The sequence below is a fragment of the Pantoea sp. BRR-3P genome (assembly GCF_039621635.1).
Lineage (GTDB): Bacteria > Pseudomonadota > Gammaproteobacteria > Enterobacterales > Enterobacteriaceae > Pantoea > Pantoea floridensis.
On the sequence record NZ_CP155066.1, the window covers coordinates 4,025,870 to 4,040,159 of the forward strand.

Consider the following 14,290-nt stretch of genomic DNA (forward strand, 5'->3'; position numbering starts at 1 on the left):
TTTCTCGCTCATTTAATCTTCAGGTTGAACCACTATTTTACCCTGTTCCACGCGGAACATCTTGCCCTTTTCATCACTCATGTCGATTACATGCTCGACACCAATGGCGCTGACAAATACTTGAGCCTGCGTGGCTTTTAGGCGTTCAGCTAACAGCCGGCGACGGGTGTCATCCAGCTCTGAGGCAAAGTCATCAATCAGATACAAACAGCGTCGTCCGCTGCTGCGCGTCAGATATTCGCCCTGCGCTAAGCGCAGCGCGCACATCAGTAGCTTTAACTGACCGCGTGAGAGTAAATCTTCCACCGGCGTGCCCTCAGCACGAATACGAAAATCGGCTTTATGCGGGCCGCTGGCGGTGTAGGTGAGCGCGCGATCGCGCTCGAAATTACGCTCCAGCAATTCGGCGTAGTCGCTCTCTTTATCCCAGCCGCGCTGGAAAGAGAACGCTAGCTCGAACTCTGGTAAAAATTGGCCACAGGTGGCGATGATCTCGCGGGAAATCGCCGCGCTGTATTCGGCGCGCCATGCGCTGATTTGCTCGGCCAGCGGCACCAGTTCCTGATCCCACGGACGAATCTGGCTGTAGCGCGATACCTGGCGCAGCGCCGCATTGCGCTGTTTCAGCAGACGACGCAGATTGCTCCAGGCATGGAAAAAGCCGGGCGCGGCGTGAAAACATCCCCAATCGATATAGGCGCGACGATATTTGGGACCGCCATTCAGCAGCGTAAAACCTTCCGGTGTGATCAGCTGCATGGGTAACAGTTGCGCTAACTCAGCGACTTTGTGACCGTCGCTGCCATCAATGCGTACTTTGCTGTCGCCGGCGCGATTTTTGGTTAACCCCACCGACAGTTCGCGTTCACTGCCTTCAATACGGCCGTGCAGCACAAAGGCGTCTTGATCGTGACGAATAACGCGCCCCGCTTGCAAACTGCGAAACGCACGACCGTGGCCCAGCGTGTAAATCGCCTCCAGCACGCTGGTCTTGCCGCTACCGTTGGCGCCAACTAAAAAATTGAAACCGGGGGCCAGCGCCAGATCGGCCTGCTCAATATTGCGAAAATCTTTAATCAGGAGGCGGGTTAAAGCCATGAAGTGTTCCGGGATGAAGCTATTCGGGATCTTGTAGGGGAGCCACTAATGGCTCCCAGGATGGTGCGAACATTCGCCAGGTCGGCATAAATGCCGACCTTACAAGCGCATTGGCATAACGACATACGCTGCGGCTGGACTAGCAACATCTTCAATTTGTACGCTGGAAACAGAGTCAGTTAAAAGCAAACGCACATTTTCGCACTTCAGTGCATTGAGCACATCCAGCACATAACTGACGTTGAATCCGATCTCCAAATCGGTGCCGTTATAAGAGACATCCAGCATCTCTTCCGCTTCTTCCTGCTCGGGATTATTTGCCGTGATTTTGAGCTGATTTTCGGTGATGTAGATGCGAACGCCGCGAAACTTCTCATTCGACAGAATCGCCGCACGCGCAAATGCCTGTTTCAGAATATCGCATCCGGCTTCTAAGGCTTTATCAGGATTCTTCGGCAATACGCGGCGATAATCCGGGAAACGTCCGTCAACCAGCTTGGAGGTGAAAATAAAGTCGCCAACGTGAGCACGAATATTGCTGCTGCCGATCTGCACCTGCAGCGGTGTTTCACCACCATCAAGCAGGCGCATCAGCTCAATCACACCTTTACGCGGCACGATCACCGAATGGTCTGGCAACGCCTGACCAATCGGCATTGAGCACACCGCAAGGCGGTGACCATCGGTGGCGACGGTGCGCAGCTCTTCACCTTCGGTTTCAAACAGCATGCCGTTGAGGTAATAGCGCACATCCTGATGCGCCATCGAGAACTGCGTAGCCTCGATCAAGCGTTTCAACGTTGCCTGCGGCAAAGTAAATTCTACCTCGCTCTGCCAGTCATCCAGGTTCGGGAAATCACTGGCTGGCAAGGTAGATAACGAGAAACGGCTGCGGCCAGAACGCACCAGCATTCTGTCGCCTTCCAGCGTCAGACTGATCTCAGCACCTTCCGGCAAACCGCGACAAATATCGAGGAATTTACGCGCGGGAACCGTGGTTGCACCCGGCTCGTGTGGCTGCGTCAGCGCAACGCGCGCCACCATTTCCATTTCCAGATCGGTGCCGGTCAGGCGCAGCGTATCTTCGCTGACCTGCAGCAGTAAATTGCCAAGGATCGGCAGGGTTGGACGACCGCCCAGCGGGCCGCTGACCTGTTGCAGGGGCTTCAGTAACTGCTCACGTTCTACAATAAATTTCATATGCGTCAGGAAGATAATGTTCGAATGAGGTTAGAGAAATCTTCTTTGATGTCGTGGCTCTCTTCACGCAGCTGCTCGATTTTACGGCAGGCGTGAAGCACGGTGGTATGGTCGCGGCCACCAAACGCATCGCCAATTTCCGGCAAACTGTGGTTAGTGAGCTCTTTCGCCATCGCCATCGCCATCTGGCGCGGACGCGCTACCGAACGCGAACGGCGTTTCGACAGCAAATCCGCCACTTTAATTTTGTAATACTCGGCCACCGTTTTCTGAATGTTATCAATGGTGACCAGCTTTTCCTGCAGCGCCAGCAGATCGCGCAGCGCTTCGCGCACGAAATCGATGGTAATGGCGCGACCGGTAAAGTTCGCGTTGGCGATCACGCGGTTCAGCGCGCCTTCCAGCTCTCGCACATTGGAACGCAGACGCTTAGCAATAAAGAACGCCACTTCGCCCGGCAGGCGGATGTCGTTTTCATCGGCCTTCTTCATCAGGATCGCCACGCGCGTTTCCAGCTCAGGCGGCTCGATCGCGACCGTTAATCCCCAGCCAAAGCGCGATTTCAGGCGATCTTCTACGCCGTTGATCTCTTTTGGATAGCGATCCGAGGTCAGGATGATCTGTTGATTGCCTTCCAGCAGGGCGTTGAAGGTGTGGAAAAACTCTTCCTGCGATCGTTCTTTATTGGCAAAGAATTGGATGTCATCGATCAGCAGTGCATCCACCGAACGATAGTAACGCTTAAACTCTTCGATAGCGTTGTTCTGCAAGGCTTTAACCATGTCCTGAACAAAACGCTCAGAGTGCATATACACCACTTTGGCATTGGGCTTGCGCGCAATAATGCCGTTACCCACCGCGTGCAGCAGGTGAGTTTTACCCAAACCGGTGCCGCCATAAAGGAACAGAGGGTTATAGGCGCCGCCAGGGTTGTCCGCTACCTGACGTGCCGCCGCGCGTGCCAGTTGGTTCGATTTACCTTCCACAAAGTTATCGAAGTTATGGCGGTTATTCACATTGGAACGGTAGGTAACATCAGCCGGCGCAGGCACCGAATCCCAGCTTGGGCGCAAAATTTGCGTGGGCGCCGGGCGATTTTCAATCGGTGCAGGCGCGCTGTAACTGGCCATTGCCGGCTGGCTGGTGGTGACCTGTGCGGCAGGACGCGTGCCCACTTCAAAACGCAGTAACGGCACATTCGTACCGCAGAATTCATTCAGCAGCCCATTGATACTATTGAGATATTTATCTCTAACCCAGTCGAGTACAAACCGATTTGGTGCATACAAGGTCAGCGTATTGTCGTTCAATTCAGCCTGCAGCGGACGAATCCACATGCTGAATTCGGTGGCAGGAAGCTCATCCTGCAAACGGGCAAGACACTGTTGCCAAAGCGTAAGTGACACGGCGGACTCCACTCGTACAAAATCGATAAGAATTTTAGGCGCTAATAAATAGAAACGTAATTTTTAGACACAGGCGGTTGGAAAGCGCCTGCGACCGCTATTCGCGGTAGTCTTCCCCGGCGATCGCATGGAGGATCGTCAGCGGAAGGGCGGATCATAACGTAAAGCAGCCGAGAGATCTTCCCTTTCTACACAGTTTTGATCCATTTTATCCACAGGCTGATGATGCGCAAATGAGTTTACGCTTTTTAGCAGAAAAGCCAGCGTTAATGTGGCTGAAAGCGACAATTTTTCTGGGCGGCTCTCGTTTTTGCCGCAACAAGTTTGCAAATAGATCGCAAGAAGATCCTGCGCGATCCTTGCGCTTTACCCCACAGCCCGTATAATTCCCCACCCGGCATTATTGCGTGAAGCCTTGATGCCCGGAATCAGCGGGCTGTATCTGGGTTTCCAGGTGCCGCGACCAGCGAAGTAAATTGACTCTGGACTGTACAATTATTACAATCCCGCCTCTTTATTAAAGACACATTGAGGCGTTGGTCGATTTACTGGCCCGAAAACGCGTCACCCAGTGAAAATTTTCAAGTTTAGGTAGAAATCGCCATGAAACGCACTTTTCAACCGTCCGTACTGAAGCGCAACCGTTCACACGGTTTCCGTGCTCGTATGGCAACAAAAAATGGTCGTCAGGTTCTGGCACGTCGTCGTGCTAAAGGCCGTTCTCGTCTGACCGTTTCTAAGTAATAAAGCTAACCCTCGTGGTTAAGCTCGCATTTCCCAGGGAGTTACGTTTGTTAACTCCCACTCATTTCACTTTCGTCTTCCAGCAGCCACAAAGAGCCGGTACGCCGCAAATCACCATACTCGGCCGACTTAACTCGCTGGGGCATCCCCGCATCGGTCTCACCGTCGCAAAAAAACATGTAAAACGCGCCCATGAACGCAACCGGATCAAGCGATTGACCCGAGAAAGCTTTCGTCTGCGTCAACATGAGCTGCCTGCGATGGATTTTGTGATCGTGGCTAAAAAAGGGATTGCTGACCTGGATAACCGTGCGCTGACGGAAGCGTTGGAGAAATTATGGCGTCGTCACTGTCGCCTGGCTCGCGGCTCCTGATTGCCCTGATACGCGTTTATCAACGCGCCATCAGCCCACTGCTGGGACCTCATTGCCGGTTCCATCCCACCTGCTCGCAGTATGGGATTGAGGCCTTACGCCGCTTTGGCGTGGTAAAAGGCAGTTGGTTGACGATTAAACGCGTATTAAAATGCCACCCTTTGAACCCGGGTGGTGACGATCCTGTGCCGCCAAAAACCTTTGATACCAGAGAACATTAACGATGGATTCGCAACGCAATCTCTTTCTCATCGCTTTTCTGTTCGTGTCTTTTATGATCTGGCAAGCCTGGCAGACGGACCACGCTCCGCAGCCACAGCAAACCCAGACCACGCAAAACACAAGCAGCGCAGCGGGTGATGCCGCCACTTCCGGCGTGCCGGCTAGCGGACAGGGCAAAACGATCACCGTTAAGACAGATGTCCTGTCACTCAACATCAATACGCGCGGTGGCGATATTGAGCAGGCTCAGCTGCTGACTTACCCGGACAAACTGGGTTCAGACGCACCGTTCCAGCTGCTTGAAACCACACCTGCATTCGTTTATCAGGCGCAGAGCGGCTTAACCGGCCGTAACGGTCCGGATAACCCGAACAATGGCGCACGTCCGCTGTATACCACCACACAAGATAGCTTCGAGATGGCAGATGGCCAGAGCGAACTGCGCGTGCCGCTGACCTGGACCGGTGAAAACGGCGTGGTTTACACCAAGACCTTCGTCTTCAAACGCGGTGAGTATGCGGTAAATGTTGACTACAACATTAACAACACCACCCAGCAGCCGCTGGAAGTGTCGATGTTTGGTCAGCTGAAGCAAACTATCGATGTGCCTAAGCACCGCGATACCGGCAGCAATAACTTTGCTCTGCATACCTTCCGTGGCGCAGCGTACTCCACCAGCGATGCGAAATACGAAAAATATAAATTCGACACCATCGCGGATAACGAGAACCTGAACACCACCACCGGCAACGGTTGGGTGGCGATGCTGCAACAGTATTTTGCCACCGCTTGGGTGCCACGCACGCAAGGTAATAACACGCTGTACACCAGCAACCTCGGCAATGGCGTAGCGGCAATCGGCTACAAATCTGCGCCGGTTACCGTTGGCGCAGGCGCACAGCAGGATCTTGGTGCCACTCTGTGGGTTGGCCCGGAAATTCAGGACAAAATGGCGGCCATCGCGCCTCATCTTGATCTGACTGTGGATTACGGTTGGCTGTGGTTCATCTCTCAGCCGCTGTTTAAGCTACTGAAGTTCCTGCACAGCTTTATCGGTAACTGGGGCTTCTCCATTATCGTTATCACCTTCATCGTTCGTGGCATCATGTACCCGCTGACTAAGGCGCAGTACACCTCCATGGCGAAGATGCGTATGCTGCAGCCGAAGATTCAGGCGATGCGTGAACGTCTGGGCGATGACAAGCAGAAGCAGAGCCAGGAAATGATGGCGCTGTATAAGGCGGAGAAAGTGAACCCGCTGGGCGGCTGCTTGCCGCTGGTTATCCAGATGCCAATCTTCCTGGCCTTGTACTACATGCTGTCAGGCTCGGTTGAACTGCGTCATGCACCGTTTATTCTGTGGATTCATGACTTGTCTGCGCAGGACCCGTACTACATTCTGCCGATTGTCATGGGTATCACCATGTTCTTCATTCAGAAGATGTCACCGACCACTGTGACCGATCCGATGCAGCAGAAGATCATGACTTACATGCCGGTTATCTTTACCGTGTTCTTCCTGTGGTTCCCATCAGGTCTGGTGCTGTACTACATCGTCAGCAACCTGGTAACCATTCTCCAGCAGCAGCTGATTTATCGCGGCCTGGAAAAACGTGGTCTGCATAGCCGCGACAAGAAGAAAGCGTAACGCCTGACTGCCACCAGCAGCAGCGTATAATCAAAGGGCGACATTTATGTCGCCCTATTTTTATTTATTAATACCCTAAAAGTTTAAGGTGGAATCATGAGCCACAGCGACACCATCGTTGCCCAGGCGACGCCTCCCGGCCGCGGCGGCGTAGGCATTCTGCGTATCTCCGGCGCCAAAGCGGCCGAGGTGGCGCAAGCCGTGTTAGGCAAATTGCCGAAACCGCGTTACGCCGATTATCTGCCTTTTACCGATGCCGATGGCAGCGTGCTCGATCAGGGCATTGCGCTGTGGTTTCCCGGCCCGAACTCCTTTACCGGCGAAGATGTGCTGGAGCTGCAGGGCCACGGCGGCCCGGTGATTCTCGACCTGCTGCTCAAACGCATTGTGGCCCTGCCCGGCTTGCGTATTGCTCAGCCCGGTGAATTCTCGGAACGCGCCTTCCTCAACGACAAACTCGATTTAGCGCAAGCCGAAGCGATTGCCGACCTGATCGATGCCAGTTCAGAGCAGGCAGCCCGCTCAGCGGTGAACTCGCTGCAGGGCGCCTTTTCCCTGCGCGTTAACGCACTTGTGGAAGCACTTACTCACCTGCGTATCTATGTGGAAGCGGCCATCGACTTCCCGGATGAAGAGATCGATTTCCTGTCCGACGGCAAAATTGAAGCACAGCTCAATGTGGTGATCGGCGATCTCGACGGCGTACGTGCCGAGGCGCGTCAGGGCAGCTTGCTGCGTGAAGGGATGAAAGTGGTCATTGCCGGTCGCCCTAATGCCGGTAAATCGAGCCTGCTGAATGCGTTAGCCGGTCGCGAAGCGGCGATTGTCACCGATATTGCCGGCACCACGCGCGACGTGCTGCGCGAACATATCCATATCGACGGCATGCCGCTGCATATCATCGATACCGCCGGTTTGCGTGAAGCCAGTGATGAAGTAGAGCGCATTGGTATTGAGCGTGCATGGCAGGAGATCGAGCAGGCCGACCGCGTGCTGTTTATGGTCGATGGCACCACCACGGATGCCACCGAAGCCGCCGCCATTTGGCCAGATTTTGTCGCGCGTTTGCCAAATGCGCTGCCGATTACCGTGGTGCGCAACAAAGCGGATATGACGGGGGAAGTGCTGGGGCTTACTGAAGTGAACGGTCACTCACTGATTCGTCTCTCGGCACGCACTGGTGACGGTGTGGAAGCGCTGCGCGAGCACCTGAAACAGAGCATGGGTTTTGCTGGCAATATGGAAGGCGGATTCCTTGCACGTCGCCGCCATCTGCAGGCGCTCGAGTTAGCGGCTGCTCACCTGCAACAGGGAAAACATCAGCTATTAGGCGCATGGGCGGGTGAATTACTGGCGGAAGAGCTTCGTTTAGCGCAACAGGCGCTGAGCGAGATCACTGGCGAATTCACCTCCGACGATCTGCTGGGACGAATCTTCTCAAGCTTCTGTATTGGGAAGTAATATCTGTTACGTAGTCGCCATAAATGGCGACCCTACAACAAATGAGCGCGGTTTTCGTAGGGTGCGCATTCGTGCGCACCTGATGTCTGTTACGTAGTCGCCATAAATGGCGACCCTGCATCGAATGAGCGCGGTTTTCGTAGGGTGCGCATTCGTGCGCACCTGATGTCTGTTACGTAGTCGCTATAAATGGCGACCCTGCATCGTATGAGCGCGGTTTTCGTAGGGTGCGCATTCATGCGCACCTGGATCCCAGTAGACATGCGTCTTTGTTATTTGGCTCCCCTTTCGCTTTGCAGTATAACGATCACTGCCCGGCGAAAAGGCCCTGCCGGGAACATCGACTATTCATGCAAAATATTGGGCGCTCGTTGCGGCCTGAACAGGAGAGAAACATGAGTACAACGCTCGACAGCGTGGCGCTGAATGCGCTGTTTAATGAAGCCCGCACCCACAGCTACTGGCAGGACAAACCGATTTCTCAAGAGGTGCTGAAGCAGCTCTACAATCTGACCGCGCTGGGCCCAACTTCTGCTAACTGCTCGCCAGGCCGTTTTGTGTTTGTGACGTCTCAGGAAGGGAAAGAGAAGCTGAAACCGGCACTTTCGTCCGGTAATGTTGACAAAACCATGGCGGCGCCGGTGACGGTGATCGTGGCGTGGGACCCAGAATTCTACGAAGCGCTGCCAAAGCTGTTCCCGCACGGCGATGCGCGCAGCTGGTTCACCAGCAGCCCGGATCTGGCGAAAGAGACCGCGTTCCGTAACAGCAGCTTGCAAGCGGGTTACTTGATTCTGGCGGCGCGTTCGCTGGGGTTGGATGCAGGCCCAATGTCCGGTTTCGATCCGTCCAAAGTGAATGAGGCGTTCTTCAGCGAGAATAAATGGCAGGTGAACTTGCTGATCAATCTGGGCTATGGCGAAGCCAGCAAACTGCACCCGCGTTTGCCGCGTCTGAGCTTTGATGAAGCCAGCAAATTTGCCTGATTCGATAGCGAAAAGGCGTCACTTACGACGCCTTTTCCTGTGCGGTTAGCCCAGTGAATGGAAACCGCTATTGAAGTAGATCATTGGCTCTGACGCTTCGCCAGGCAGCGCAATGCCAACAATACGTGCCAGCAGCACGCTATGCGTATTCCACTCCACCACTTTCTCCAGCTGGCAATCAAAGCTCACCAGCGCATCCGCCAACACTGGCGCGCCGGTATTCAGCGTCTGCCAGGCGCCGTTTTGAAAACGCTCTTCGCGACGCGATGATTGGCTGAACTGAGCGCATAAATCGTCATGCTGCTCACGCAGTACGTTAACGGCAAAATGACCGGCCTTGATAAACGCATCATGACTGGATGCGCTGCGATTCACGCACACCAGCAAGCTCGGTGGCTCAGCCGCCAGCGAACTCACCGACGTGGCAATTAGCCCCAGCTTTTCGCCCTGAAATTCGGTGGTAACCAGAGAAACGCCTGCCGTTAGGCGGCGCATGCCGTGACGAAACTCATCAAGAGAGATCGATTCCTGGCGAGAAGAAATAGCGGTAACTGACATAAAAAACTCCGACGTGCATGATTCAGCGATGTGCACGATTGGCCTGAGGGTGAATAGTTAGCGCACTTCGATGTGCCTTTTTACTGCCCAAATCCTACACCACATCGCGCCAATCGGCACCCGATCAGACATGAATGTGCAAAAGCGTTCTATGCAAAGTGACAAAATGGGATTGCCGTGCGGCTTCAGCCTTATCTGAAATATCGCCTATTCCACCTTAAGGCGGATGCAAACCCATGAGAAAATTCTTACAATAGCACTGATGATTATTCGACCATTTTCACGGAGCGACAGATGGCTAGTCATTTTGTTCGTTGGATCGGTCATCCGCCCTTTTCTTCAGAGAATATGCGGGTGCCACAGGAAGTGATTCATAGCGCCCAACGCTTCGCTGACAAGCGCCGCGGACGCTTTCTCGCCGCGCGCGAACTGCTGGGGCAGCTGATGCTGCGCGTTTATGGTATTCGTGAATTACCTGCATTAATTACCACCAGCAGTGGTCGTCCCCGTTTTGCCGATGCGAATCTGCCCGATTTTAGTATTTCCTATGCTGGCAACACTATCGGCGTGCTGCTGGCCGAAGAAGGCGGTCGTGCCGGACTGGACATGGAGATTGTGCGTGCGCACAGTCGCCAAACTCAGGATATGCTGACGCAGGATCTCTCCTCTGGCGAGAAAGCCTGGATCAACGCGCAGCAGGATTTTATGGAAGCGCTGACGCAAATCTGGACGCTGCGGCAAAGCATTCTCAAACTCACTGGCGAAACGAATAGCGGTATTGATTCACTGCGTTTGCATCCCGCAGCCGGACGACTGCGTTCCACCGTGTTTCCCGATATTCAGGCGGTATGTGATGCTGAACCGACGCTGGTATGGTCGTGTGCACTATCTCCAGGCACAGAACGTTTACGGCTGTGGGAAATTGATGGCGCGCAGCAGTGGCAAGCGCTGCGCGACGTCGAGATGAGCAAACCCAATATGGGGCCGCGCACCTTACGCCTGACCAGTTTGGTCGCGCCGCAGGAGATAGGACATCCCTGACAAAAAAGGCCGCTTAAGCGGCCTTTTTCACTTAATGAGCGTCAATGAAGACGATTTTCAGCACAAACAGCAGCGCCACCACCACCACGCATGGACTGATTTCACGCCAGCGACCCGTTCCCAACTTCATCACGCAGTACGAGATAAAGCCCAGCGCAATGCCTTCGGTGATCGAGAAGCTAAATGGCATCATCGCCGCGGTGACAAACGCCGGAACCGCTTCAGTGAGATCGTCCCACTGTACGCGGGAAAGCGACGCCGTCATTAACACGCCAACATAAATCAGCGCGCCCGCCGCCGCATAGGATGGCACCATCGCTGCCAGCGGTGACAGGAACATCACCAGCAGGAACAGAATCCCGGTAATCACCGCCATCAAGCCGGTACGCCCGCCGATCGCCACGCCGGACGAGCTTTCAATGTAAGCGGTAACTGAAGAGGTCCCCACCAGCGAACCGGTCACAGAGCTGATGCTATCAACGTACAGCGCCTGCTTCATGCGCGGGAACGTGCCTTTCTCGTCGGTCAGTCCGGCTTTATCGGTCACGCCAATCAGCGTGCCGGAAGAGTCGAACAGATTCACCAACATAAAGGAGAAGATCACGCCGGCCATGCCGATGTTGAATGCACCTTTGATATCCACCTGACCAACCACCGAAGTGATGGCGGGCGGAGCGGCGAACACACCGCTGAATTTTACGTCGCCAATGATCAGGCCCAGTGCGGTAGTCACCACGATCGAGACCAGCACCGCCGCATGGATATTACGTGAGGCCAGAATAGCGATGATGAAGAACCCAAGCGCGCCCAGCAGTACGCTGTGCGACGTCAGGTTGCCAACGGCCACGATGGTATCGGCGTTAGGCACGATGATGCCGGCATTTTTCAGCCCCATCATGGCGATAAACAGGCCGATACCGGCGGTAATCCCCACGCGCAGGCTCAGCGGAATGTTGGCAATCATCCAGTAGCGCACGCGCAGCAGCGTGAGGATCAGCAAGCCCAAGGCTCCCCAGAAGATCGCGCCCATGCCAACCTGCCATGAGTAGCCCATCGCGCCCACCACCACGAAGGCGAAAAAGGCGTTCAAGCCCATCGCCGGTGCCAGCGCTACCGGCAGATTCGCCACCAGCCCCATTAAGATGCTGCCGAACGCGGCAATTAAGCAGGTGGTGACAAACACGGCCTGGGTATCCATGCCTGCCACACCCAGAATTTGCGGGTTAACGAAGACGATGTAGACCATCGTCAGGAAAGTGGTGCAACCGGCAATCACTTCTGTACGCACGGTTGTGCCGTGTTCCTGCAGCTTGAAGATGCGCTGCAAAAGCCCCTGGTTATTCATTTCACTGTTCCGATAAAAAATTAATCGCCGCGTATCGTATAGAGTTTAGCGTGGCAAAACACTGATTTTTCGCAACCGGTTGCTCAGGGTCGCTTTCTGCGCTCAGTGCGCTAGAGTGTCAGCTTATTGTTTAACAAAAGGATGATGCGCGATGTCGGTGGAATGTATTTTTTTTGATTGCGACGGCACGCTGGTCGACAGCGAAGTAATCTGTACGCAATCTTACGTCAACACCTTTGCCCGCTACGGTATTGAGCTCTCACTGCAACAGATGTTTGAGCAGTATAAAGGGGTGAAGCTCTACGACATCATCCGTGACGTCGCGGCAGAACATCAGGTTGAGTTACCGCTCGAAGAGGTGGAAACTGCCTATCGCGCCGAGGTGGCGCGGCTGTTCGATCTCGATTTAAAGCCGATTGCCGGTGCCAAAGCGCTGGTGGAGCGCGTAAAAGTGCCAATGTGCGTGGTTTCAAACGGCACGGTGAAGAAGATGCAACACTCCCTGGGATTAACCGGCATGCTGCCCTATCTGGATGGCAAGCTATACAGCGGCTATGACATCAACCACTGGAAGCCCGATCCCGAGCTGATGTATCACGCCGCCGAGCAGATGCAGGTGCCGATTGAGAAGTGCATTCTGGTGGACGATTCCGAAGCCGGCGCACGCGCAGGCATCGCGGCCGGGATTCCAGTGTTTTACTACTGCGCTGACGCACATAATCCAGAATTAGATCATCCGCTGGTGACGCGCTTTGATGATATGGCGCAGCTGCCGGAGTTGTGGCGCGCACGCGGCTGGGATTTGGTGGGATAGGTGCGGTGTTCAGCCAGGTCGGCATCAATGCCGACCCTACGTTCGTGCTCCATTCAATGATAGGGTCGCCATTCATGGCGACCACAAAAATCAGCCAATCGCCCCCAGCGAATCTTCGTTGCTCTGCTTTTTCGGCAGCAGGAACAGCGTGGCGGCGATATCCAGCAAATAAATCAACGCCAGTAGGGTGATTGCGGCGGTGAAGGAGATGTTGGTGGCCAGTAATCCAATCACCAGCGGACCAAACCCGCCCACGCCACGCCCAAGGTTAAACAACACGTTCTGCGCCGTAGCACGCGCCTGCGGCGGGAAGGTATCAGAAATCAGCGCGCCGTAGCCGCCAATCATACCGTTGACAAACATCCCCATCAGCGCGCCAGTAAACAGCATTACCGTTGGATCGCGCAGCTGTGCATACACCACCACCATCACCACCGCACCGAACTGGTACAACAGGAAGATTTTCCAGCGCGCGAAGCGATCGGCCAGCACGCCGAACAGCCAGATGCCAAATGTCATGCCGACTACCGTTACCGCCGTCCACAAGCCGGATTTTGTCAGGCTGAAGCCAAAGTTAGACGACAGATAGCTCGGCATCCAGATCATCAAACCGTAGTAACCGAAATTCTGCACCGAACAGAGAATAAGAATTCCCAGACTGGCTTTGCTGGTATTGCTATCGGCGAACAGCAGTTTAAGCCGCGCGGTAAACGACAGCTGCGGGGTTTTCTCAACGTGACGGGTAAATTCTTCCGGCTCACCCATGCTGCGGCGAATCACAAATGAGACCAGCGCGGGCAGTAAACCAACGAGGAACATGCCGCGCCAGCCAATGACACTCAGCAATGGCGGCGTAATAAAGGCCGCCAGCAGCACACCAAGCTGCCAGCCAATGCCGACCCACGCCGAGGCGCGGTTGCGCTTCTCTTTTGGCCAGGCTTCCGCAATCAGCGCCATCCCAATGCCGAACTCGCCGCCTAATCCCACGCCCGCCAGGGTGCGGTACGCCAGCAAATCCCAGTAGCCCTGTGCGACAGCGCACAGTCCAGTGAACACCGAGAACACCAAAATAGTGACGGTGAGAATACGGATGCGGCCATAGCGATCGCTGAGATGGCCAAACACGATGCCGCCAATCACCGCACCAATCAGCGTCCATGTCACCAGAGAACCCGCCTGAGACGGATCGAGCGCCAGCGAAACGCTGATGGCGGGCAGCATAAAGCCGAGGATCAGAAGGTCAAATCCGTCCATGGCGTAGCCGCTAATGGCAGCCACCATGGCTTTCGCCGGTGTAATAGCGCGTTTTTTTTGTAGTGAGGAGGACATGCAGCAGCACCTTGCAGAAAAAAGTGTGCCAAGTATAAAAGAGAGGGCAACGCGGAGACCAGGC

The 14,290-nt window shown here is 54.7% G+C and carries 14 protein-coding genes; 8 read left to right on the forward strand and 6 right to left on the reverse strand.

Going from position 1 to position 14,290, the window contains the following annotated elements; translation table 11 throughout:
• Positions 1-12: 12 nt before the first annotated feature.
• From recF to dnaA, 3 genes are all read right to left on the reverse strand, one after another.
• Positions 13-1,098: a DNA replication/repair protein RecF gene (gene recF, locus AAGR08_RS18580; RefSeq protein WP_097095491.1), complete on the reverse strand. Its 1,086-nt coding sequence runs from the start codon at positions 1,096-1,098 to the stop codon at positions 13-15.
• Between the two features lie 99 nt (positions 1,099-1,197).
• Positions 1,198-2,298, reverse strand: coding sequence for a DNA polymerase III subunit beta (dnaN, locus tag AAGR08_RS18585; RefSeq protein WP_097095492.1), 1,101 nt, complete (start codon positions 2,296-2,298; stop codon positions 1,198-1,200).
• A gap of 5 nt (positions 2,299-2,303) precedes the next feature.
• The gene (dnaA, locus tag AAGR08_RS18590) at positions 2,304-3,704 is read right to left on the reverse strand and encodes a chromosomal replication initiator protein DnaA (protein WP_097095493.1); all 1,401 of its coding nucleotides are present in this window, start codon (positions 3,702-3,704) and stop codon (positions 2,304-2,306) included.
• A gap of 603 nt (positions 3,705-4,307) precedes the next feature.
• Here dnaA and rpmH point away from each other — a divergent pair.
• The 6 genes from rpmH (at position 4,308) to AAGR08_RS18620 (ending at position 9,139) form a co-directional block, all read left to right on the forward strand.
• Positions 4,308-4,448 (forward strand): 50S ribosomal protein L34, encoded by a 141-nt coding sequence (gene rpmH / locus AAGR08_RS18595; RefSeq protein WP_003849659.1) that lies wholly within the window; start codon positions 4,308-4,310, stop codon positions 4,446-4,448.
• Between the two features lie 14 nt (positions 4,449-4,462).
• Positions 4,463-4,822 carry a ribonuclease P protein component gene (gene rnpA, locus AAGR08_RS18600; protein WP_034830013.1) on the forward strand — a complete coding sequence of 120 codons (360 nt, stop codon included), beginning with the start codon at positions 4,463-4,465 and terminating at the stop codon, positions 4,820-4,822.
• Positions 4,786-5,043, forward strand: coding sequence for a membrane protein insertion efficiency factor YidD (yidD, locus tag AAGR08_RS18605; protein WP_007893564.1), 258 nt, complete (start codon positions 4,786-4,788; stop codon positions 5,041-5,043). The genes rnpA and yidD overlap by 37 nt, the downstream gene beginning before the upstream one ends.
• Positions 5,044-5,045: 2 nt before the next feature.
• The gene (gene yidC / locus AAGR08_RS18610) at positions 5,046-6,692 is read left to right on the forward strand and encodes a membrane protein insertase YidC (protein WP_097095494.1); all 1,647 of its coding nucleotides are present in this window, start codon (positions 5,046-5,048) and stop codon (positions 6,690-6,692) included.
• Between the two features lie 96 nt (positions 6,693-6,788).
• A complete protein-coding gene (gene mnmE, locus AAGR08_RS18615) occupies positions 6,789-8,153 on the forward strand; it encodes a tRNA uridine-5-carboxymethylaminomethyl(34) synthesis GTPase MnmE (protein ID WP_097095495.1) in 1,365 nt (454 codons plus the stop codon).
• 395 nt (positions 8,154-8,548) lie between these two features.
• Positions 8,549-9,139, forward strand: coding sequence for a malonic semialdehyde reductase (locus tag AAGR08_RS18620; protein ID WP_097095496.1), 591 nt, complete (start codon positions 8,549-8,551; stop codon positions 9,137-9,139).
• A gap of 45 nt (positions 9,140-9,184) precedes the next feature.
• On the opposite strand, the gene AAGR08_RS18625 is transcribed toward AAGR08_RS18620, so the two are convergent.
• Positions 9,185-9,697, reverse strand: a complete 513-nt coding sequence (locus tag AAGR08_RS18625; RefSeq protein ID WP_097095497.1) for a flavin reductase family protein — start codon at positions 9,695-9,697, stop codon at positions 9,185-9,187.
• Positions 9,698-9,991: 294 nt separating this feature from the next.
• Between AAGR08_RS18625 and AAGR08_RS18630 the strand changes: the two genes are divergently transcribed.
• The gene (locus AAGR08_RS18630; protein ID WP_097095498.1) at positions 9,992-10,738 is read left to right on the forward strand and encodes a 4'-phosphopantetheinyl transferase superfamily protein; all 747 of its coding nucleotides are present in this window, start codon (positions 9,992-9,994) and stop codon (positions 10,736-10,738) included.
• A 31-nt stretch (positions 10,739-10,769) separates the two neighbouring features.
• On the opposite strand, the gene AAGR08_RS18635 is transcribed toward AAGR08_RS18630, so the two are convergent.
• Positions 10,770-12,083 carry an NCS2 family permease gene (locus AAGR08_RS18635; protein WP_097095499.1) on the reverse strand — a complete coding sequence of 438 codons (1,314 nt, stop codon included), beginning with the start codon at positions 12,081-12,083 and terminating at the stop codon, positions 10,770-10,772.
• Positions 12,084-12,234: 151 nt separating this feature from the next.
• Between AAGR08_RS18635 and yieH the strand changes: the two genes are divergently transcribed.
• Complete coding sequence (yieH, locus tag AAGR08_RS18640; RefSeq protein WP_345827643.1) at positions 12,235-12,897, forward strand: 6-phosphogluconate phosphatase; 663 nt, start codon at positions 12,235-12,237, stop codon at positions 12,895-12,897.
• Positions 12,898-12,987: 90 nt separating this feature from the next.
• On the opposite strand, the gene AAGR08_RS18645 is transcribed toward yieH, so the two are convergent.
• Positions 12,988-14,226: an MFS transporter gene (locus AAGR08_RS18645; protein ID WP_345827645.1), complete on the reverse strand. Its 1,239-nt coding sequence runs from the start codon at positions 14,224-14,226 to the stop codon at positions 12,988-12,990.
• Positions 14,227-14,290: the final 64 nt, after the last annotated feature.